This window comes from Sphaerothrix gracilis Ecp01 (genome assembly GCF_030405905.1).
In the GTDB taxonomy this organism is placed as follows: domain Bacteria; phylum Cyanobacteriota; class Cyanobacteriia; order Phormidesmidales; family Phormidesmidaceae; genus Sphaerothrix; species Sphaerothrix gracilis.
The window spans coordinates 13,138-33,810 of the sequence record NZ_JASATW010000005.1 but is presented as its reverse complement, the minus strand read 5'-3'; the positions used below and the strand labels follow the sequence as shown (position 1 = coordinate 33,810).

The window sequence follows — 20,673 nt, the reverse complement described above, 5'->3', positions numbered from 1 at the left end:
GGAGTTGAGACGCCGACATTTTAGTCTAAAACGTCGAACAGCTTATCTTCAATTTGGAGACGAACCTGCTGAAATTCTTCGGGAGAAACCAGCTCAATCTCACCCTTGGCATTTTCTTTTGCAAAAAACAGCAGCGGCTCCAGCGGCGTGCAGAGGGTGTATTCCTGATCTTCGTGAAAGAAAGTCGTCAAAATTTGAAATTCTTCGGTCTGCGGTTCCGGCTCTTCGTCAACTTCTAGCGTAAAGCAGTCTTCGTCATTCGGTTCCGGCAGTTCACCGGCTGCCGTTAGGGTCAATGCCGTTCGCTGCAAAATCAGGTCCTGCTCAGCCAGGACGGCGCGGGCAGTGGGAAACAGGGCGTCAATATCGGCTTCGTCAATATCAACCAGCACCTCATCTTCGTCGTCGCTGTCTGGGTCCGCCTGCCACATAAAAATTTCAATGGGAGCATCGGCTGGAATCAACAGCAAATATTCTTGATCTTCGACCGGAATGGTCTGCTCAATGAAGCAGGGCAGCGATCGCCCTGCCGCATCGGTCAAGATTACCTCTGCCTCTTGCATTTCATTCGCTTCATCCGCCATGAAAAAAACTCCTTGCTGGCCCCAGGCTAGAAAACTGGCTACGTTGCCGCTGCGCGACGGTGATCAAGCCACTGCTGCAAAATGATGGCTGCCGCCTTACGATCGATCAGCGCTTTGTTACGAGACGGAGAGCGGCGTTCCGCCAAGATGAGCTGCTCTGCTTGCACAGAGCTGAGTCGCTCATCGACGAACTCTACCGGGAGCTGTAGCGCTTGGCCTAAGCGGTGGGCCACTTTTTGCACTTGTTTAGCTTGAAAGCCCAGCTTACCATCCATTGAATACGGTAAACCGACCACTAAAACTTCTACTGAGCGTTCCTGGACTAACCGCTGCAGCCGCTCAGTCACTTCGTTCAAAGAGCGACATTCTAAAGTGGTTAAGCCGGTGGCAATCAATCCGGTGCGATCGCAGCCAGCCACGCCAATGCGTTTCCGTCCAATATCTAGCCCCAAAGCTGAAATCATAAAAAATGTCGCGCTCAGCCAGAATTCTCTCCGGCTTACCAAAACTAACGATAACAGCTAGCGGCCTTCAGGCTGGGAAAGGGGGCGATCGCCAGCGGTTTCCTCGGCTGCAGAGCGCTCTGGCTCGCTAGGCACGCTCGGTCGCTCCTGTTGGCCCGCCTGATACTCGTGGCGGTTAGTTTCGGGCAGAGCCGGATCGGCGGCCCAGGTAATTCGTCCGGGTATAGGTTTGCCGGAAGGCTGGAGTCCTTGCAGCACGTCGGGAAGCTGGAGTCCCTCCAGGGAGAGAGTCTTAGATTCGCGCAGCTTGTGCCAGACCGAGCGAGACATCATCAGTCCGTGCTCAATTTGGACAGCACCAATCTGGGCAAAAAATTCTTCTCGCTCTGGCTGATAGTCCCGTGAATAGAGATGCAATTCATTGCTGGGATAAGCCCGTAATACCTGAGCTAGCTGCGTCAGCAGTTCTGGATAAAGCCAGGTATAGGCCGGATGCACAATGAGCTGAGCCGAGTGGGGCCGCGAACCGTCGCGGCAGGCCCGTAGTTCAAAACGGCCGATAGCGGCCTTGCGCTGCGGCTCAAACACGTAGGCGCTAACCACCTCGGCTTTATTCATCCACTGGCTGACTCCTTGAGTCATCGACTGCAGCGGGTTGGTCTTAAAGTCCTGAATCTGGTGGTCAAAAACCTGTCTGACCAGAGGTGGCATTGCAGCCGTATCGAGCTGGTAAAGCAGTTGGGCATCAGCATTGCTGATGGGCAGCAAGTTGGGCAAATCGGGTTCGCGAGCGGCCAGTTCTGCCAGTACGTCAGCAGAAATCGACCAGTAGGTAACCTGGGCTAGCGGCTGAAAGCCATTTTGACGGTACAGCCCTAAAGCAGATTTGTTATTAACGTTGACTTCTACTAGCCAGGTACGCGCTTCCCAAAGTTTTTCAAAGCAGTAGCGCAGTAGCTGGGAGCCAACAACGGTAAAACTAGAACCCGCCGCCAGATTGATTGCAACGCGCTGAATTTCCCAAGTGCTGCGGGTGTGGTTAAACGGAGCCACCTGGATCATGCCGCAGATTTTACCCTCACGTTCAGCGACGTAGACGGAAAGCAGCTTTTGCAGTGGATTGGGAAACAGGCTTAAAAACTTGAGCGGGCCGTACCACTGCCGCACCTGGCTAAGAAACTGGCTGGTCGTGGCTGAGTCAACCGGATCGCCTGACTCCAGGGTGCCTTCACCGCATTCTGCCAGCGCATCCAAATCCCGATACTGAATGGGACGAATCACGACATTGTGAGAGTGTGAAGGCATAGGATGAGTGAGGGTGAGTGAGCTAGGCGAGGCCGAAGGCTACAAGCCCTAAACGCTAGGACGAATCAGCACCAGCGGCGTCTGCTCATCGGCATTGCCCGCCGGATTATCAATCAGGGCCTGACTCAGGATGTTTGAATTAACACCAGAGGTCGCTGCCAATATCTTAACCGCTTTCAAGTCGTTGACGTCTACAATGGCGGCTTCTAAACCCGTTTCTTTAAGGATAGCGTCTACTACCTGCTGTGGCTGCTGTGGCCCCAGCACGATGAACTGGTCATAGGGGGGCAAGGTGCCTGTAACGTCATCGATCAGGCGGGCCTGTTCCCCGGCGAGCTGATAGAACAGGCCGGGCTTGCCCAAAAACTTTTTGGCGATCGCCCCCACCACAAACGCATAGACGACGCGCCCAGCGCCGACAATGTCCACCAGCGTCTGCATACCGCAGGCAGTCGCCAAACTAGAGGTGGGCATGAAATAGTAGCACAGCCGCCGGGCCACCCAGCCAGGCCGTACCGTAGAGGGATGTCGCCAGCGCCCCTGCATAATGGCGACGGGGGTTTCTCCCAAAGTAACAATGTCCCCTGGCTTGGCATGGGGCACGACGTATCTTTTGACGACCGCCACCGGATCATCTAGGTGGGTCAGCAGATGGGTCGGCACAGGTAGACGCTCGGCTACGGGAGTACCGCGCCAGTGAGGAGTGGCATCAGGGGCGGGAAACTGCAGCGGCACAACCACATGCCCGGTTTTGGGAATGCGCCCCTGAGGGCCGTAGGTGAGATAGTGGACTTTGAGCCACAGCGCTTTGAGCCGGCTGAGATTAGGCCCCTGAATATCAACAGTGATTTCCATCTGAGTGGTTTTACCCACCTTCACGATGTAGCCGAACCAGTAGTCATCAGCGCGGGCTGGCGCATCCGGGTGACGAGGGACTAGCCGAGTTTGCAGCGTCACCTCGCTCAAAGACTCCCCTGAGAGCAAAGTCGCTTCCACCGTCACCTCTGGCACCATAATTTCCAGCGATCGCGTTTGATTGATCAGCTGCGGCTCGCCCACAATGACGTAGTGGTGCGGAGAATAGGTTTCTAAATTCCACTGACCCGCCGCAAATGCCAGCGCATTTCCCGGTCGCTGCCGATACTGCAGCTCAACCGCGATCGCCGCTATGGCCACAACGACAATCACAATAATCAAAAGCACTATTCCCGCAGTCACCGAATTTCCTCACTGAACGACACAGAGTCTGATCAAGAGTCTATAGAACGATGGGGGCGTTCCTGCTAAAAATTCTGTCTCTGATTCGCCAGACCGTTGCTTTAGTTGCCTCCGCCCTACCCGGCAAAATGGCTAAATCCCCCCACAGCCTGTTTACAAAACTTATAATCTAAGGGAGGATTTTCAGAAATGCCTTTTCTCTAACAAAAAGTATTGCAGACAAAAGCTAGCCTCAGGGCAGTGTGATGTGGGGACTTGTAATGAATCGATTGAGAGCGATTGAGCGGTTTTGCCTGTGGGGACATGTTGTCTCTATGGCCTTCGGATTAGCAGGTTTGCTGTGGGTGATGCCCCACCCTGAGTTTTTAGCCAACATTCCGGCGGGGCCGCTGATGTTTCGCTGGAGCATGGCCGGTGGCGGGGTTGTTTACATCGTATTGGGGACGATCGCGGTGGCTCTCTACGGCTATCGCCTGCTGGGAACGCGGACTTTACTGGCTTTTCTTGTTCCCGCAATTACCCTTTCCCTCAGCAGCGAGCTGCTGGGCACCAGCACTGGCTTCCCGTTTGGCCACTACAGCTATCTCAACGGACTGGGCTATAAGATTGCCGGACTGGTGCCCTTCACAATTCCGCTGTCCTGGTTTTATTTGGGCTTTTCGGCTTACCTGCTAGCCCGTTCGGGACTCTCCTGTCAGCAGCGGCTGCGAGACGGCCTGTGGATTCCCACTGGTGTTTGGCAAGTAGGCAGCATTTTGCTAGGGGCTGGGCTGCTGACCTCTTGGGACTTTGTGTTGGATCCGGCCATGAGTCAGACTGCGATGCCTTTTTGGTTTTGGCATCGTCCGGGGGCTTTTTTCGGAATGCCCTATCAGAATTTTGCTGGCTGGCTGGGTACGGGCGCTCTGTTTATGAGCGTGGCAGCTTTTCTCTGGCGCGGACAGCAGTCAGTACAGCGCCTAACGCGATCGCAGCTAACAACGCCTCTAATTGTCTATCTGGCTAATTTTGCTTTTGCCATGCTGATGAGCTTAGGCTCGGGGATTACTATTCCGGTATTATTGGGGCTGGCTGCGGGCGCCGTTCCGGCGGTGCTGTGCTGGTACATGGTGACACCGGAGCCAGTTCAGTGGCAGGGTAATGTTGACAAGGCGTTGGCCCCCGAAGAGGTGCCCCCGCCAGTTGGCGCTGTACCTCACAAGTAATCTTGATGAGTTTGCTGTTTTGCTCAGTAGTTTAGAAGGATTCGTCGTCGAGGCCAGTGCGTTGGCGCTGCTGATACTGGCCTACCAGCTACCGGCAGCAGCGCTGCTATTGGGACGTCTGCTGCAAGGCCCCACTCGCCAACTGCCCCTCCAGCCTCAGCGGCCCACGCTCGATCTGCTAGGCGCTGTCAGCATCATCGTCCCCACCCTCAATGAAGTCCATCGGGTTGGCCCTTGCCTAGCCGGACTAAGGCGGCAGACCTATGAAGTGCGAGAGATTTTAGTCGTCGATAGCAGTTCTCAAGACGGTACCCCCGATCTCGTCAAACAGATTGCCGCCCAGGATCCGAGAGTGCGACTGCTCAACGATGAGCCGCTGCCGCCTGACTGGGTAGGTCGCCCTTGGGCCTTACACACAGGATTTTGTCACAGCGCGGCAGCTAGCCGCTGGATTTTAGGCATTGATGCCGATACTCGCCCACAGCCAGGGCTAGTGGCCGCACTCGTCCTAGCGGCAGAGGCGCAGGGCTATGACTTAGTCTCGCTAGCACCGCAATTTGTGTTAAAGCAGGCCGGTGAGCTGTGGCTGCAGCCCGCGCTGCTGATGACACTGATCTATCGCTTTGGCCCAGCCGGTAGCCGCTTCGCGCCGCCCGAACGAGTGATGGCCAATGGCCAGTGTTTTCTCTGTCGGCGATCGCTTTTAGCTGCAATGGATGGCTATAGCAGCGCCCGCCAGTCTTTCTGTGACGATGTCACCCTGGCCCGGCAGGCGGCAGCGCGGGGTGCTAAGGTCGGCTTTCTCGACGGCGCTAATTTGCTGCAGGTGCGGATGTATGAAGGCGCCCAAGAAACCTGGCAGGAATGGGGGCGATCGCTGGACTTAAAGGACGCCGCCTCTGCGGCCCAGAAGTGGGGCGATTTGTGGTTTCTCTCGGCTGTGCAGGGCCTGCCCTGGCTGCTAGCCCCCGTTTTAGGCATTGTCTGGGGACTCGGGGGGCAGTCCGTGACGCTGGCGATCGCTCTAGGGCTAAATCTCAGCCTGATTGTGATACGGCTAGGGCTAATGCTGGCGATCGCGCCGTCTTACGACCTAAGCCAAGCCCAGGGGAAATGGGCTTTTTGGCTGTCTCCCCTAGCCGATTTGCTGGCGGTCTATCGCATTTATATCTCGTCTATCCAAACCCCGACCCAGTGGCGCGGACGCAGCTATGCCGGGTTTGAGCAAGGGTAGGGACGTGACCTGTCTGCCGGGGCAAATCTGGTCTGTCCCTACCGACGCTTAGGATTCAAACAGATTTAGATCCGTTACGGCCCCGCGACTGCTAGAGGATACTAGCTTGGCATATTTGGCCAGTACCCCTTGGGTATAGCGGGGCGAGCGCGGCTGCCAGTTTTTGCGGCGCTGCGCCAGTTCCTGATCAGAAATATCAAGGTGCAGTTTACGACCATCGGCATCAATGGTGATAGCGTCGTTCTCCTCGACTAGGGCGATCGCGCCGCCCACCGCAGCTTCAGGAGCCACATGGCCTACCACCATGCCATAGGTGCCGCCAGAGAAGCGGCCATCGGTGATTAAGCCCACGGCATCCCCTAGACCTGCACCGATAATCGCTGAGGTTGGGGCCAGCATTTCCCGCATTCCCGGTCCGCCTTTTGGCCCCTCGTAGCGCACCACGATCACGTCCCCGGCCTGAATCTTGCCTGCCAGAATAGCGTCTAGGCAATCTTCTTCAGAGTCAAATACGCGGGCTGGGCCGGTGATACTGCGCTTCTTGATGCCGGTGAGCTTAGCAACTGCTCCTTCAGTTGCTAAATTGCCCCGCAGAATGCCCAAATGGCCCTGAGCATAGATCGGCTGTTCAAAAGGACGAATCACATCTTGGTCAGGGCGGGGCTGATCGGGCACCTCTGCCAGCACCTCCGCCACGGTCTGACCGCTAACCGTGAGGGCATCGCCGTGTAGTAGCCCTTGGTTCAGCAGCATTTTCATCACCTGGGGAATGCCCCCCGCCTTGTGTAGGTCAGTTGCCACATAGCGCCCGGAGGGTTTGAGGTCGCAGAAAACAGGCACCTTGGCGCGGATAGTTTCAAAGTCGTCGAGGGTGAGGTCAACGCCGATGGTATGGGCTAGGGCCAAAAGGTGCAGCACCGAGTTGGTGGACCCCCCCACTGCCATGATTACGGCGATCGCGTTTTCAAAGGCTTTGCGAGTCAAAATAGCCTGGGGCAAAATTTGCTGCCGAACGGCTTCAGCCAAAACAAATGCCGATTTTTCAGTACTTTCTGCCTTTTCCTCATCCTCAGCCGCCATAGTTGAGGAATAGGGGAGACTCATGCCCATCGCTTCAAAGGCCGACGACATCGTATTGGCGGTGTACATACCGCCGCAGGAACCCGCCCCCGGACAGGCATGGCGCTCTACTGCTATCAGTTCTGCTTCATCAATCTTACCGGCGCTGTACTGCCCGACAGCTTCAAAGGCACTGACTACCGTTAAATCCTGGCCGTTGTAGTGCCCCGGCTTGATCGTGCCGCCATAGACAAATACCGCTGGGATATTCATGCGGGCGATCGCCATCATCGCTCCCGGCATGTTCTTATCACAGCCGCCAATCGCCAGCACGCCATCCATACTCTGACCCATACAGGCCGTCTCAATCGAATCGGCAATGACTTCTCGCGACACCAGGGAATATTTCATCCCTTCTGTTCCCATCGAAATGCCATCGCTGATAGTGATGGTGCCAAACATCTGCGGCATCACCCCCGCTTCTCTCAAAGCGGTTTCAGCCCGTTGGGCCAGGGTGTTAATACCCATATTGCAGGGAGTAATCGTGCTGTAGCCGTTCGCTAAGCCCACAATCGGCTTTTTAAAGTCTTCGTCTTGAAAACCAACAGCCCGCAGCATGGCGCGGTTAGGGCTGCGCTGAACGCCCTGAGTGACAACCTGGCTTCGGCGATTATCCGGCATATCCTTGTCCTTTACCTTAGTGATGGCTACCTGTTTGGAGTGCTTTATCTGTTCTTATAAATATGCCATTCATTTTAAAGAGGTCGCCCAAATTTAGCTGAATTTATCTGTTAGAGGGTTGGCAATAGGACAGCTATGAACCCGGTTAGACGGCCACAGCCCCACGGCTACAGCGCAGTAAAGCAGTGCTGCTTAGCGTAAAAAAATGACCTAAAAGGATGCCTATCCGTAGCGATGGCAAATAGCTAGCAGCGTAAATGGGACAAGCAATATAGCCCTTGTCGCTAACATGATCTCTATGGGAGAATGCAGGCTCTTCTCAGCAGATTTGCCCTCCGGAGGAAGGAGACTGGGTACGCTAACTGATGAGAGATAAACAGTCGTTTTCGGGGCTATTGCAGTTGACTAAGCCGGACTGAATGCTCTCTTCACCGCTTTCTGCAGATCAGGGACAGCAGGCTATAAGTTATTCAACAGGGCTGAAGCTAGCAGGGAAAATTGAAAACTGAGACAAAATTCATGAATGCAGAAGAGCTGCTAGCACGTTACGCAGCAGGAGAAAGAGATTTCCGGAGCGCTAACTTAGTCGACGTTAACTTGGCTAACTGCGAGCTGCCTGAGATCAATTTACGTCGGGCCAACTTACGTCAGGCCAATTTAGTGGGGGCTAATCTGGCTGGCGCTAATCTGCGCGAAGCTGTTTTAGTCAAGGCTGACCTTACTCAGGCCATACTGCAGTTGAGCAATTTGATTGGCGCCGATCTGACAGATGCCAACCTGCAACAGGCCAATCTTGCAGAAGCCGGGATACGGAGCGCCAACCTAATTAGAACCCAGCTCTATCAGGCTAATTTACGAGACGCTAATCTGAGCGAAGCCAATTTAGACAGCGCAATGCTGCGGGAAACCAATTTAAGCGAGAGCAGTTTGAGTCGAGCCAAAATGCTTGGCAGCGATCTCACGGGCGCGGTGCTAGATAACGCTAATCTGACTAGCGCTCTGCTCAATGGGGCCGTTTTAGAAAATGCCAGCATGACCGATGCGGTACTGAGCGGAGCCACTTTAGAAGGGGCCGATCTGCGAGATGTTGATCTCAGCCGCGCCCGCCTGAAAGGGACTAACTTAGTCAACGTCAATCTCAGCCGGGCTAACCTGCGAGGAGCCAATCTAAGCTGGAGTTCCTTACGGGGAGCCAATCTGCGCGGGGCTACCCTTTACCGGGCAAAGCTGAACTGGTCTAATCTGAGCGGCGCTATCCTCACCGAAGCCGTCATGATTAACGCCAGCATGACCTACACCAATCTGCGCAACGCCGATCTCACCGGGGCGATTCTGCCCGATGGCATGACCCACGAGTAGCCTGGCTGTGGCAGCGTCAGCTTTGGCGCAGCGGCTGCCAAGGCCAATCCAGCACAATCAGCGGCGGATAGCTAAGGCGTAGGTAGGCAAAGACATGATGCGGCAGTCGGCCTAGGCGATTGTTCACCTGAATCACCTCCAGATGCATCAGCGACGCCAGCAGACCTGTCGGGCTACGGCTCTTGCTAGACCAGCTACCCGTTAATCGGAGCCAGTTAGTCAGGCTTTGGGGCAGCTCGGTGCTGAAGCGAACAGGTAGCTCGGCAGTTGACATAGACTGAGCGTAGGCGGCGCTCAGAAAGGGGGCGTAGAGGTCAGCTTCCGGGGTCTGCTGCTTCACAAAGCTGAGCAAAAGTCCCTGCACGAACTGGCGTACATGCTGGGTTTCTTCTCCCTGCAGTTCTGGCATAAACGGGATTTGCTGCAGGGCCGGATTGATGTTTTGGGGATCGCCAACGCTGAGGTGGGTGCCGCCAATGACAGCCACTAGATACTTAGGGCCGGCTAACTGCGAAAAAGGGCGAATTTGCTGCTTGATAGTCGGCGTCACTCCGTCGTTGGTGCTAGTCAGCATCAAGGTTGGCACCGTCACCTGAGTCAGGCCGCGGCTGCCAAACAGATCGCCAATCAGGGGATTCATGGCGACGACCTGCTGAATGCGGGCATCGCTGAGATCAAGGCTGCGGCGCGGCAAGTCAGTGGCGGCACACTGTAGCCAGTCAGCCGGAGACAGTCCCACCGGAATCAGGGTGCTACAGGAACTTCCCAACTCCCGCGTATCGAGATTAGCGCCCGCCAGCGCTAGCCCGGTATAGCCTCCCAGGGAGTGTCCAATCAGCGTTACCTGGTCGGTTTTGAGCTTACCGCGCAGAGCAAAAGAGTGGCGATTGAGCTTAGCCAACTCGTCCAAGACAAAACTGACATCTTGGGGCCGATCAATAAATTCAGTGGCTGGCAGAATGCGGCTGGGTTCCCGCCCGGCTCTGGGGTCTAGCTCGGTGGCAGAAAGGGCGGCTACATTGCTGCCGGGATGCTCGATCGCGACTACCGTCAGCCCGTGTGAAGCTAAATGCTGGGCCGCGTAGGCTAAAAAGCGGCGGTCGGCTCCAAAGCCATGCGATAGAACGACCAGTGGCCCCTGGCTGTCGTCACTCCAGTAGATATCGATGGGCACGATCCGATCGCGATCGCGATCGCGTAGCTGCAGTTCCCACTGCTCAACGGACTCTGGCCCAGGCGCGGCGGGATCAAAATTGGCTGGCAGTGCGTCAGTGGCGCTATCAGTTAGCTCGTAGTCGAGAACGCTGCTGAGGGCCTGACTCTCTAGCCGCGAAAGATTAAGTTGGGAAATGAGCGCGATCGCCGCGCTGGCATCAATTTCGAGGCTGTCTTGGGGCAGCGCCCGTAAAATGCCCAAAACGCTCAGCCCGTCAGTACTCATCGCCGCTAGTCGGATTGCAGCCCGCAGCTGATCGACCGAGAGATCCGGCGCAATAGTTGAGAGAGTATCCAGCAGCAATTCACCATTGGCCGACTGCAAAATATCGTCAACAATGCGATCGCTAATGTCTGGATCTAATGACAGTTGGTTCTGTAAAACCTGCCGCACCTGAGGAGTCAAAAAGGTGCTGTAGAGCCGCAGCCTGGGAGGCACCTCTCCTGTACGCGCAAACTGCTCTAGATCTGCTACCTCAATTGTTTGAGCAATCGGCCCAATCCGAATGGTCAGCCGATTGAGGGCTATCCCCGGCGTCCCCAGACTCCAGACGACAGCAATCAGGCTGCCGAGCAGCCAGGAGCTGCCATATTGCCAGGCACGGTGTTTGAGGCGAAGTTGGCGATCAAAAATCTTAGCTAGAAACAAAAGCTGCACAATTTTTGCAATCGTATAGGACTGGTGGAGTAAGCAGGCTGGCGTATCAATTCCGCTACGTGAGCAAACTTAAGGCAAGCCCTATCATTACAACAATTTAATCGACGAAAATAACAAATGTGGAGATCCCTAGCATCAAGTTTTTTATCAATTTCAGTCAAACACTATGCCTAAACACCTAATCGGCATCATGGGGCCGGGCGACAGCGCTAGCCCTCTCGTGGCCCAAACGGCTTACGCTCTGGGAGAAGCAGTGGCTCATCGCGGCTGGGTTTTGCTGACAGGGGGGCGCAACGTGGGGGTGATGGAGGCGGCCAGTCAGGGCGCTCGCGCCGCCGGGGGGCTGACGGTAGGCATTTTACCCAGCACAGATGTGAGTACGCTCTCGGCCGCAGTTGATGTTCCGATTCTGACGGATTTGGGCAACGCCAGAAATAACGTCAATGTGCTCTCTAGCGAGGTTGTCATTGCCTGTGGTATCGGTTTGGGCACGGTTGCCGAAGTGGCCCTAGCGTTGAAAGCCGGTAAGCCGGTGATTTTCATGCGGGTGCCCCCTGAAGTGGTCAGCTTCTTTGAAAAACTCTCACTCCAGACTCTGATGGCAACAGATTCAGTCAAAACGGCGATCGCTTGGGTAGAGCAGCAGCTAGGGCTTTAGCTAGCAGAGAACGTAAGAGCTAGAATGCGTTACGCTGACACAGTGACCTACGCCGTGAAAGCTATGATTTTTTGCTTGACTTTTGAGGCGGAGCTGAGGAGGTCAAAGACTGATGCTGGTTAGCAGAGGGCTTAAATAAGCTAGTGCTTCTGAGTCTTTTGCAATAGAACCGCTAGAGAATAGGGGAAAAATAGTAGGGCATCAGCTTTTAAACGGTTTCCCATGACGAGGCATCTATGGTTAATTCAAATTCTTCCGACAAAGAAAATTTTTTCTATCCCCGCAGCAGATACCGAGGTGAATTTTCTCCGGGGAATTTGGCCTTCAATGCCAATCTGCAAGAATTTGCGCAGCGAGTAGCGATTATTTGCGGCCTAGAAACAGGCGGTAAGCTCAGTCCAGAAGAAGCCTATGACGAAATTAAAGGACTGTGGAAGCAGCTCAAAAGCTCTAAAAAAAATCTGCTGGATGAGATGCAGGATGATGCCTCAGAAAATTAGCTGGCTTAGCTGAAATAGTCGCCGACAATTTGGACAATCCGCTGAGCGGCTCGACCATCACCAAAGGGATTGACCGCTTTTGCCATTGTCTCGTAGGCCGTTGCCTCGTTTAACAGCTCTGCCGTTGCCTGCTTAATCTGATCGGCCTCTGTACCCACGAGCCTAGCTGTACCGGCAGCGAGCGCTTCTGGACGCTCCGTCGTCTCTCGCAGCACTAAAACCGGCTTGCCCAGCCCAGGCGCCTCTTCCTGGAGGCCGCCAGAGTCAGTCAGTAAAAGATAGCAGCGCTGTATAGCTCCCACCAGTTGCCCGTAGTCTAAGGGTTCGGTCAAAAAGGCTCTGGGATGCTGGCCCAGCATCGCCGTTAGCGGTTCTCGCACAGTTGGGTTGCGATGCAGCGGCAACAGCAGGGCCGTGTCTGGAAACTGCTCCAAAATAGCCAAAAAGCTTTGGCCGATCTGCTGCAGCGGTGCTCCCCAATTTTCCCGGCGGTGAACAGTGGCCAGCAGCACTCGGTGCTGGGTCCAGTCTAGCTGTGGAATTGAGCACTCAGGCTGGCGGGCCGCCACCTGTAACAGGGCGTCAATCACCGTGTTGCCTGTTTGATGAACTTGCCCCACAACCCCAGAGCGCCGCAAATTTTCTACCGCTTTGGCTGTCGGGGCAAAGTGGAGCTGGGCTAGCTGGGAAATGAGACGCCGGTTGGCTTCTTCGGGGTAGGGATTGAGCAGGTCATCGGTGCGTAGCCCTGCCTCCACATGACCCACGGCAATTTTTTGATAAAACGCCGCTAGCGTAGCGGAAAAGGCGGTGGTGGTGTCTCCCTGAACCAGCACCATCTGCGGCTTGAACTGCTGAAATAGCTGCTCTAACCCCTGCAAGCTGCGACAGGTAATATCGGTCAGGCTTTGGCGGGTTTGCATAATGTCTAGATCGCCATCGGCCTGCAGATTGAACAAATCCATCACCTGCTGCACCATCTCACGGTGCTGCCCGGTCAGGACAACCTGGGTTTTGAACTGGGAGCTTTGCTGGAACTGCTGAATTACCGGCGCTAACTTGATAGCTTCCGGTCGAGTGCCTAGGGTAATACAGATCCGAATGGGCGAGTCAGACATAGCTGTGGAAATTCAACTCATTTATCATGGCATGTCTAGGAACCTGCTTGGATACCTCAGTAACTGACGAACGGGGTTTAGCCGTAGCTTCAGCCTTGCGGCCCGTCTCTACTCATGCATCAAAGCCCTGCAAAAGGGTACATTGCGGCTATGCCTAACAGCGCCCTACAGTATTGTTTGTGTCCACTTACTTAGCCGTTATGCCCACTGCGATCGCTCTCAGTCAAGCCAGCCTCAACACCCTGGATTTAACTCCTGCCCAAACAGTTCTAGAGCCACTGCTGGCCGACCTTGACCCGGTCAATCAGGATATTAATCTGCGCTTTGAAATTGACTATCCCCGCGACCCCACCGACCCGCGTGAGCTATCTGAGATCCCGGAAGTACGGCTCTGGTTTATCCGTTTAGACACGCTCTATCCCTGGCTACCGCTTATTTTAGATTGGGAAGCGGGCGAACTGGGCCGCTATGCCGCCATGCTGGTGCCGCATCAGTTCAGCCCCCGCGAAGGCATTCGCTACAATCCGGAAGCCCTAGAAATTTTCGTCATGCGCAAGGTGTTTGACATCAATCACTGGCTACAGGCTCAGGGCATCACCAGCCGTACCCGGCTGAAATTCATGACCCAGATGCTGGGCTACGAGCTAGACGACGCTTTTTTCCAAATCTTGTAGAGCCATAGAATATCCGCTGTCACAGCAGCATCGCCCGCAGCAGCTCAGCCCTGCCGCCAAGTACCGTGAAAGCTATGGGGAATTACGCTTGGCAGCGCTAGCCGACAGATAGGTTCCTCTATCAGGCGATCGCTGGCATAAATCCAAACTTCACTGACATCGCGATCGCCATCGTAGACAACCGTTAGAATCCAGCCCTGAGCCGGATCTGACGGCTGCGGCACATAGACTGGCTCAGCGGGATAACAATTTTCTCCGGCATCTGCTATTGTCAGCACCTGGTTTTGCGGATCAAAGCAGCCGATGGCGTTAAACAGCTCCGTGTGCGCAGTCGTCTCAGAGCGGCGGATGCTGAGATAAGTGGGGGCCAGATCCAGGTCGCTAGGCCAGTTGGGAAATACCGGAAACTCACAGCCTCGTTCAACTAGCGGCGTTTGCTCCAGCACTGTTCCCGTTTGCGGATTTAGGCGAATTTGCCAGAGCTGACCGTTCACCACACTCCTGATTTGACCGCTGGCGATCTCGCCCAGGTGTTGGTTGGTGGTCAAATCGGGGTAGCGGACAAACTCAATCACCAAATTGCCGTCAAAGTCCTGATAGCTTTTACCCAGATGCCACTGAAACCAAGCCTCGGTTTCACCATAGCTCACCACCTCTAGGCTTTGGCGATCCACCGTGACAATCTGCGTACCCCGTTTGGGCTGCCACATCAGGCAGTCACTAAAGCTAGAGAGTCCCAAGACGGCGGGCAAGGTGTTTAACCGCACGGGCGGCACGATAAAGACCAAATACTGGCCTGCTAGGGCAAAGTCGTGCAGCAGCGGTACGCCGTTGAGGGGAATGGCATTTTGCTTGAGAATGCGGCCTGTGCGATCGCTGCGGTAGAGATTTAGGGTGGCGTTGGCCCCAGGTACAACGCCGAAGTTGTAAATGTCTCCGGTAGCGGCGTCGATTTTAGGATGGGCTGAATAGGTGCAGCTAGGAGTCAGTACTGCAAAGTTTTCGGTGCCCAATGTCTCCAAGGTATGCAAGTCGAGCTGGTGGGGCTGGCCGCCTTCCCACAGAGCGAGGAGGCGATCGCCTAGGGCTAGCACCGACGTATTGGCGGCATTTTTGAGCTGCTTGCGCCAGCGCTCCCAGAACCGACCGGGAGCAGGCGTGCCATAGCCGCCGTAGAGGTAAGCCCCTGCCGCTTCCTCATCTCGGTAGCCTGCCGACTGCACGTAGCGATAGGTAGCAGTTGCCTGCTGGTCGGCAAAATGAACTGCCAAAATAGCGCCATCGCCATCAAACCAGTGCTGCACCCGCAAGCCGTCTCGCTCTAAACGTCCGGGACCATTGCGATACAGCGAGCCGCGTAAGTCTGGCGGCAGCTCACCGGACAGAACAGTCAGCGGCGTCAGGGCAAACTCGGTGGCAGGCTGGGCGATCGCTCTGGCCCAGGCTTTTTGAGTCGTCGCGGGCAGTGTTGAAGAAACCACAGGGGACAAAATGAAAAGCTGCTTTATATATGTTTACACAGTCTAGAAAACTAGTCGATGCGCCAGTCTTTAGGCATGATGGTGGGCAGACGTTTTCCTTCGCCTAATAAAATACTAGGGCCTAGCAGATGCCTTCTCGTCGCTCAGAATCCAACGTTGTTATTTCCAAGCCAGAGGCCAGTGCTGCTGGATTGACGATGTTTGGCGGTGTTTTCACCCCCTCTATTTTGACTATCCTCGGCGTGATTATGTATCTGCGCTTTGGCTGGGTGGTGGGGCATGTGGGTTTAGTTGGCACTCTGGTCATTGTCACCATCTCGACGAGCATTACCTTTCTCACCGGGCTTTCGATTAGCGCGATCGCCACTGATCAAGTAGTCAAGGCAGGCGGTGCCTACTACATGATCAGTCGTTCTCTAGGCATTGAAACCGGAGGCGCAGTAGGAATTCCACTCTACTTTGCCCAGGCCCTCTCAGTAGCGCTCTATACCATTGGCTTTGCTGAGAGTCTGGTGCAGGTCTTTCCCAGCCTCAATCTGACCCTGATTGCCGTAATTACCACTGTTTTGGTCACGGCGCTGGCCTTGCAGTCGGCGGAGATTGCCATCAAAGCCCAGTACGTGATTATGGCGGCAATTTTGGTATCTCTGGTATCGCTGATCTTTGGCGAACCCGTTGCACCTACGTCCCTTCCTGTCACTGAGGTACCTGGTTCTGTCAACTTTTGGGCGGTGCTGGCGGTATTTTTTCCGGCAGTGACAGGCATCATGTCCGGGGTCAACATGTCGGGGGATTTGCGCGATCCGATCCGGGCGATTCCCGTAGGCACTCTGGCTGCTATCGGTACCGGCTATGTCATCTACATGGGCATTCCGTTTCTGCTCAACTGGTGGGCCGATCCGGCCACACTGATTGCCGAACCTCTGGTCATGCGCCGTATGGCCTTTTGGGGCGACGCGATTTTATTGGGGGTTTGGGGGGCGACTCTCTCTAGCGCTATTGGCAGCATCCTTGGTGCCCCGCGCGTGCTGCAGGCCCTAGCCCGCGACGGCATTTTGCCGAAAAAACTGCGGTGGTTGGGCAATGGCAGCGGCCCTAGTGACGAGCCGCGCTTGGGCACCCTGTTTACCCTGGGAATTGCGCTGGCGGCGGTTTCGCTGGGAGATCTCAACCTAATTGCCCCAGTGCTAACCATGTTTTTTCTCACCACCTATATGGTGTTAAACGTGACGGCGGGGGTGGAGGGCTTTTTGCAAAGTCCCTCTTTTCGCCCTAGTTTCAAGGTGCACTGGTCGCTATCGCTGGCAGGGGCAGTAGGCTGCTTGGCGATCATGTTTTTGATTAACGCGATCGCCACTATTGTCGCGGCTCTGATTGTTTTAGGCATTTATATCTGGCTGGAGCGGCGAGAGCTGAGCGCCACCTGGGGGGATGTGCGTCAGGGACTGTGGATGACCTTAGTGCGCACTGGCCTCTACAACATTCAGAAAACGCCTGATGCTAAAAACTGGCGGCCCCACATCCTGGTTTTTTCCGGCGCTCCTACCCGCCGTTGGCACCTGATTGAGCTAGCCGCTGCGCTCACCCACAACCGAGGTTTAATCACTGTAGCCAGCGTCATTCCCAGCGGTTCCCGCAGCGTGGCCCAGCAGGAAACAATGGAGGCCACTATTCAAGACTATTTAGAGCGACACGGTATTCAGGCTATGGTGCGGCTAGTGACAGCACCGGGTCCATTTGAGGGCGCAGAGAATCTGGTTGAGGCGTATGGTATCGGTCAGCTCGTGCCTAACACAATCTTGATTGGCGATACGGAAAATCCAGAGAGCCGCGATCGCTACTGCCAGTTTATTGCCAAATGCCATCAGGCCAAACGCAACATTGTGATTCTGCGAGCCGATCCAGAACAGAGCAGCTTTGGCACCTATCCCCTCCTGCGGCGTCGCCGAATTGACGTCTGGTGGGGCGGCCTGCAGGACAACGGCGGCCTGATGCTAATTCTGGCCTACCTGATGCGTACTAGTCTGCAGTGGATGGGCGCGGAGGTGAGCCTAAAACTGGTCGTCCCCAACCAAGCGGCGGCAGATGCGGCCAAAATCAACCTAGAGAGCTTGGCAGATAGCCTGCGCATTGGCGCGACCTCCCAGGTGATCATTGCCGACAATAGACCCTTTGATCAGATTCTGTTGACTTCCTCTCGCAAAGCCGACCTCATTTTTCTAGGCCTAGCCAGACCGGATGAAAACTTCAGCCAATACTACGAAAAGCTGCAGCACATGACCGCCAAGCTCCCTCCCACTATCTTTGTGCTGGCTTCTGAAGACCTTGCTTTCTCCCAGCTTTTACAAAAGGAGTAGCCGTTGGCCCAGCCCAAATGTCGGCGGCGAATCCCCGCGTCGCCGCGTCGCCTTTATCTGACTCATCACTGATACCGACAGACTCTTACCCTCAGCCTCCATGATGAAATTTCCTATACAGCAGCGATCGCACTGGTAGCCCCTGCTGCAAATGCTGCTCTACAATTTTGTCTACTTGGCGGGGAATCACGCGGTCATACCAAATTTCTTCAGGCAAAACCAAGACCATCGGCCCATTGCCGCACTGACCTAAGCAGCCACTCCGTTCTGCCTCAACGCCCGCCTGTTGAAACGCTCTCAGAACCTGAGCTGATCCATAGCGGCGACAGCTCCGATTCTGACAAACTAAAATCTGCTGTTCCATTAGCTAGAGGCACTGGTATAAAACTGCAGGGCAAAGCGCCAAAACCAGCGAGAAACCTGAAACAGAGCGGCTGCTAAAAGTGCTGACCCCAAAAGCCAGCCCCAGTCTACTCGCTGCAGCAGGGTTTCTGCTGGCACCGTGGTCAAAAAGGCCACGGGCACGATGAAGGTGAAAAAGACGCGGTAGGCAGCCGGATAGGCTGCCATCGGAAACCGTCCCGCCTCAATTAGGCCGCGCAAAACCTCAGTTACATTATAAATTTTGACAAACCAGATGCTGGTAGCTCCCAGCATGAACCACAGGCTGTAGAGACTCACCGCTCCCAACAGCAAAGGCGGCAGCCCCCACAAGTAAGCAGAAGCCTCTAAGCCGAGCCGACTGCCCGCATAGACGATCGTGCCTAGACCAAAAAACAAATCGGTGACGCCCCAGGGTGAGAGAGCTCGGGTTGAAAGCCAAAACTGAGAGCTCACCGGCTTGAGCAAGACAAAATCAAGGGTGCCTTCCTGCACATGCCTGACAATTTTGTTGAGATTGGGGGCCAAAAACGTGGCAGCAAAGCCCTGCAGCATCGTGAAAATGCCTAAGACAATCAGGGCCTCTTCCCAGTTCCAGTTCTGAAACTCGTAGCCCGTCTGGTAGAAGAGAAACAGGCCAAACAGACTGCCTGCCAAACTACCCAAGCTGCTGAGAGCAGCAATTAAAAAATTGAGCCGATACTCTAGTTCGGCTGCGATCGCCGTACTCCAAAAAAGCCACAAAACCTGTCTGTAGCGCTGCATAAACGCAAGGCTGCTTAACTTAGGGGCTAGCTTCAGGCTGCTGCACAGGCAGCGTCAGGATGAACGTGGTTCCTGCGCCTGAGGCCGACTCACATTTTATCTGGCCTCGATGGTTTTGGGTAATCACCTGATAGCTGATTGACAAACCTAGCCCCGTCCCCTTGCCGACGGGCTTGGTGGTGAAGAAGGGATCGAAAATCTTAGCGCGCGTTTTTTCAGACAGACCGCAACCCGTGTCTCGAATCTTGAGGCAAATGCGATCGCCCGCTGCCTGGGTTGAAATTTCAATCTCTGCTGGACTGCTGCGATCGCCAGTCTTTATCTGTTCAAGCTGTTTTTCTCGAATAGCATCAATTGCGTTATTCAGCAGATTCATAAACACCTGATTGAGCTGTCCGGCGTGGGCTGCAATCAGCGGCAGCGTTCCGTAGTGCTTGACAATTTTAATGGCGGCATAGTTTGTTTTACCCTTGAGCCGGTTTTGCAGCAGCAGTAGCGTATCTTCTAGCCCCTGATGTAGGTCAAACTTATCAATGCCCGCGCGATCGAGGCGGGAAAAGTTTCGCAGTGAAAGCACAATCTGTCGAATTCGCTCGGCCCCTATCTGCATAGACTCTAATGAACGGGGCAAATCAGCAATCACGAACTCTATGTCTATGTCCTCAACCTGGGCAGCGATTTCGGCTACAGGTGCCGGATAGTGTTTTTGATAAAGCCTAAGCAGCTCCGTCAGTTCATTAAACTGCTGGGTAAGATATTGAAGGTTGCCGTATATGAAGCCAGCCGGGTTGTTGATTTCGTGGGCTACGCCTGCCACCATCTGACCTAGACTCGACATTTTCTCGCTGTGAACTAGCTGAGTTTGTGTCTGCCGCAGGTTGCTGAGGGTTGTCTCTAAAATACTGGCCTGCCTTTTGTAGTCAATCTGCGACTTTTGCAAAGCCTCGTGCTGCTGCTTAATCATCTGATCGGCTCGCTTAATCACTAAAAACAGAGCACTGTAGAGTCCAATCAGAATAACAAAGCTGCCCAACAGAATAGTTCGCTGAGTTTGATAGATTTGACTCATCAAAGGCGTAACGTCGCTATACAGCTCGAGCACACCCTGAACCTCGGCCTCTGCCCCTGAAACAATCGGCACATAGCTGGAAAGCAAATCTGGTTCTTTCAACTGACCCTGAATCGATTGAAATGAGTCTCGATGCCCTAGCTGACTCACAACTTCGCCAGCTCTCGCCGCCATAAACCCGCTAGATTGACTCTTGTCGGCTCCAATCTGAGCAGCGTTAGTGGAAAAAACGGTTCTCCCCTCTAAATCAAAAACTTTTACTTTGGCAACAGACAGTCCCTTCATCTGGGCAAAGACAGCTTGCTGCATCTCAGCCATCTTGGGGTGATGCTTGAGTTCCTGATCGCTCAGCGGACCAGTGGACTGTAAAAAAATGGAAAATTCTGGCCAAAGCGTATTGGAAAATGATTTGGTCAGGGCAACATTTTGTTCTTCGGTCAGGTGAATGAGATTTTTAACCGACTGATGATGGTAAAAATGGTTGAGGGCGATCGCGGTTAAAACAAATGCAATGAATCCACTAATTGCAAAATATCTTAATAGCTGAAATTTGTTGGCTTGCTCTGTTCCTTTTTGCAGCGACTTAGAACGAAACTTATTGATCTTGTTGAAGGTTCTATGGGCCGAATTGTAGTTTTTAGGATAAAAAATTCTGAGCGCCATGCTTCTACGAATATTGACTACGGCA

At 54.5% G+C, this 20,673-nt stretch carries 18 protein-coding genes; 7 read left to right on the top strand and 11 right to left on the bottom strand.

The annotated features are described in order from the left end of the window. Positions 1–20 precede the first annotated feature (20 nt). From QJQ48_RS06535 to QJQ48_RS06520, 4 genes are read right to left on the bottom strand one after another with little or no spacing between them, the layout of a single operon-like run. A complete protein-coding gene (locus tag QJQ48_RS06535; RefSeq protein WP_346290407.1) occupies positions 21–584 on the bottom strand; it encodes a DUF3727 domain-containing protein in 564 nt (187 codons plus the stop codon). Positions 585–622: 38 nt separating this feature from the next. After that, positions 623–1,048, bottom strand: coding sequence for a Holliday junction resolvase RuvX (gene ruvX, locus QJQ48_RS06530; RefSeq protein ID WP_346290406.1), 426 nt, complete (start codon positions 1,046–1,048; stop codon positions 623–625). Positions 1,049–1,105: 57 nt separating this feature from the next. Next, a complete protein-coding gene (locus tag QJQ48_RS06525; RefSeq protein ID WP_346290405.1) occupies positions 1,106–2,353 on the bottom strand; it encodes a GNAT family N-acetyltransferase in 1,248 nt (415 codons plus the stop codon). A 48-nt stretch (positions 2,354–2,401) separates the two neighbouring features. Continuing rightward, positions 2,402–3,571, bottom strand: a complete 1,170-nt coding sequence (locus QJQ48_RS06520; RefSeq protein WP_346290404.1) for a F420-0:Gamma-glutamyl ligase — start codon at positions 3,569–3,571, stop codon at positions 2,402–2,404. A 260-nt stretch (positions 3,572–3,831) separates the two neighbouring features. Here QJQ48_RS06520 and cruF point away from each other — a divergent pair, with 260 nt between their 5' ends. Then, positions 3,832–4,776, top strand: a complete 945-nt coding sequence (gene cruF, locus QJQ48_RS06515; protein ID WP_346290403.1) for a gamma-carotene 1'-hydroxylase CruF — start codon at positions 3,832–3,834, stop codon at positions 4,774–4,776. Between the two features lie 19 nt (positions 4,777–4,795). After that, on the top strand, positions 4,796–6,010 hold the full coding sequence (gene cruG / locus QJQ48_RS06510) for a 2'-O-glycosyltransferase CruG (protein ID WP_346290402.1): 1,215 nt from the start codon (positions 4,796–4,798) through the stop codon (positions 6,008–6,010). 48 nt (positions 6,011–6,058) lie between these two features. Here cruG and ilvD read toward each other — a convergent pair whose 3' ends face one another. Continuing rightward, on the bottom strand, positions 6,059–7,750 hold the full coding sequence (gene ilvD / locus QJQ48_RS06505; RefSeq protein ID WP_346290401.1) for a dihydroxy-acid dehydratase: 1,692 nt from the start codon (positions 7,748–7,750) through the stop codon (positions 6,059–6,061). 519 nt (positions 7,751–8,269) lie between these two features. Between ilvD and QJQ48_RS06500 the strand changes: the two genes are divergently transcribed. After that, positions 8,270–9,109 (top strand): pentapeptide repeat-containing protein, encoded by an 840-nt coding sequence (locus QJQ48_RS06500; RefSeq protein ID WP_346290400.1) that lies wholly within the window; start codon positions 8,270–8,272, stop codon positions 9,107–9,109. A 16-nt stretch (positions 9,110–9,125) separates the two neighbouring features. On the opposite strand, the gene QJQ48_RS06495 is transcribed toward QJQ48_RS06500, so the two are convergent. Further along, on the bottom strand, positions 9,126–10,982 hold the full coding sequence (locus QJQ48_RS06495; RefSeq protein ID WP_346290399.1) for an alpha/beta hydrolase: 1,857 nt from the start codon (positions 10,980–10,982) through the stop codon (positions 9,126–9,128). 166 nt (positions 10,983–11,148) lie between these two features. On the opposite strand from QJQ48_RS06495, the gene QJQ48_RS06490 reads away from it, so the two are divergent. Together QJQ48_RS06490 and QJQ48_RS06485 are read left to right on the top strand one after the other, a co-directional pair. Then, a complete protein-coding gene (locus QJQ48_RS06490) occupies positions 11,149–11,640 on the top strand; it encodes a TIGR00725 family protein (RefSeq protein WP_346290398.1) in 492 nt (163 codons plus the stop codon). Positions 11,641–11,876: 236 nt separating this feature from the next. Beyond that, complete coding sequence (locus QJQ48_RS06485; protein ID WP_346290397.1) at positions 11,877–12,140, top strand: DUF7219 family protein; 264 nt, start codon at positions 11,877–11,879, stop codon at positions 12,138–12,140. A 5-nt stretch (positions 12,141–12,145) separates the two neighbouring features. Here QJQ48_RS06485 and wecB read toward each other — a convergent pair whose 3' ends face one another. Then, positions 12,146–13,258 (bottom strand): non-hydrolyzing UDP-N-acetylglucosamine 2-epimerase, encoded by a 1,113-nt coding sequence (gene wecB, locus QJQ48_RS06480; protein ID WP_346290396.1) that lies wholly within the window; start codon positions 13,256–13,258, stop codon positions 12,146–12,148. A 200-nt stretch (positions 13,259–13,458) separates the two neighbouring features. Between wecB and QJQ48_RS06475 the strand changes: the two genes are divergently transcribed. Continuing rightward, entirely contained in the window at positions 13,459–13,932 is a 474-nt protein-coding gene (locus QJQ48_RS06475) for a CRR6 family NdhI maturation factor (protein WP_346290644.1), read from the top strand. A gap of 44 nt (positions 13,933–13,976) precedes the next feature. Here the strand turns inward: QJQ48_RS06475 and QJQ48_RS06470 are convergent, their stop codons facing one another. After that, a complete protein-coding gene (locus QJQ48_RS06470; RefSeq protein WP_346290395.1) occupies positions 13,977–15,413 on the bottom strand; it encodes a carotenoid oxygenase family protein in 1,437 nt (478 codons plus the stop codon). A 128-nt stretch (positions 15,414–15,541) separates the two neighbouring features. Between QJQ48_RS06470 and QJQ48_RS06465 the strand changes: the two genes are divergently transcribed. Beyond that, complete coding sequence (locus tag QJQ48_RS06465) at positions 15,542–17,770, top strand: APC family permease (protein WP_346290394.1); 2,229 nt, start codon at positions 15,542–15,544, stop codon at positions 17,768–17,770. A 91-nt stretch (positions 17,771–17,861) separates the two neighbouring features. Here QJQ48_RS06465 and QJQ48_RS06460 read toward each other — a convergent pair whose 3' ends face one another. The 3 genes from QJQ48_RS06460 to QJQ48_RS06450 are packed head-to-tail and all read right to left on the bottom strand — an operon-like array spanning position 17,862 to position 20,648. Beyond that, positions 17,862–18,134, bottom strand: a complete 273-nt coding sequence (locus tag QJQ48_RS06460) for a (2Fe-2S) ferredoxin domain-containing protein (protein WP_346290393.1) — start codon at positions 18,132–18,134, stop codon at positions 17,862–17,864. Continuing rightward, complete coding sequence (locus QJQ48_RS06455) at positions 18,134–18,916, bottom strand: ABC transporter permease (RefSeq protein ID WP_346290392.1); 783 nt, start codon at positions 18,914–18,916, stop codon at positions 18,134–18,136. The genes QJQ48_RS06460 and QJQ48_RS06455 overlap by 1 nt, the downstream gene beginning before the upstream one ends. Positions 18,917–18,935: 19 nt before the next feature. After that, positions 18,936–20,648 carry a sensor histidine kinase gene (locus tag QJQ48_RS06450; protein ID WP_346290391.1) on the bottom strand — a complete coding sequence of 571 codons (1,713 nt, stop codon included), beginning with the start codon at positions 20,646–20,648 and terminating at the stop codon, positions 18,936–18,938. Positions 20,649–20,673 lie beyond the last annotated feature (25 nt).

Coding starts and splice junctions, on each gene's coding strand:
- QJQ48_RS06450 (WP_346290391.1), bottom strand. CDS start 20,648: ATGGCGCTCAGAATTTTTTATCCTAAAAACTACAATTCGGCCCATAGA.
- cruF (WP_346290403.1), top strand. CDS start 3,832: ATGAATCGATTGAGAGCGATTGAGCGGTTTTGCCTGTGGGGACATGTT.
- wecB (WP_346290396.1), bottom strand. CDS start 13,258: ATGTCTGACTCGCCCATTCGGATCTGTATTACCCTAGGCACTCGACCG.
- QJQ48_RS06485 (WP_346290397.1), top strand. CDS start 11,877: ATGGTTAATTCAAATTCTTCCGACAAAGAAAATTTTTTCTATCCCCGC.
- QJQ48_RS06490 (WP_346290398.1), top strand. CDS start 11,149: ATGCCTAAACACCTAATCGGCATCATGGGGCCGGGCGACAGCGCTAGC.
- QJQ48_RS06535 (WP_346290407.1), bottom strand. CDS start 584: ATGGCGGATGAAGCGAATGAAATGCAAGAGGCAGAGGTAATCTTGACC.
- QJQ48_RS06475 (WP_346290644.1), top strand. CDS start 13,459: ATGCCCACTGCGATCGCTCTCAGTCAAGCCAGCCTCAACACCCTGGAT.
- QJQ48_RS06455 (WP_346290392.1), bottom strand. CDS start 18,916: ATGCAGCGCTACAGACAGGTTTTGTGGCTTTTTTGGAGTACGGCGATC.
- QJQ48_RS06500 (WP_346290400.1), top strand. CDS start 8,270: ATGAATGCAGAAGAGCTGCTAGCACGTTACGCAGCAGGAGAAAGAGAT.
- QJQ48_RS06460 (WP_346290393.1), bottom strand. CDS start 18,134: ATGGAACAGCAGATTTTAGTTTGTCAGAATCGGAGCTGTCGCCGCTAT.
- ilvD (WP_346290401.1), bottom strand. CDS start 7,750: ATGCCGGATAATCGCCGAAGCCAGGTTGTCACTCAGGGCGTTCAGCGC.
- QJQ48_RS06465 (WP_346290394.1), top strand. CDS start 15,542: ATGCCTTCTCGTCGCTCAGAATCCAACGTTGTTATTTCCAAGCCAGAG.
- QJQ48_RS06525 (WP_346290405.1), bottom strand. CDS start 2,353: ATGCCTTCACACTCTCACAATGTCGTGATTCGTCCCATTCAGTATCGG.
- ruvX (WP_346290406.1), bottom strand. CDS start 1,048: ATGATTTCAGCTTTGGGGCTAGATATTGGACGGAAACGCATTGGCGTG.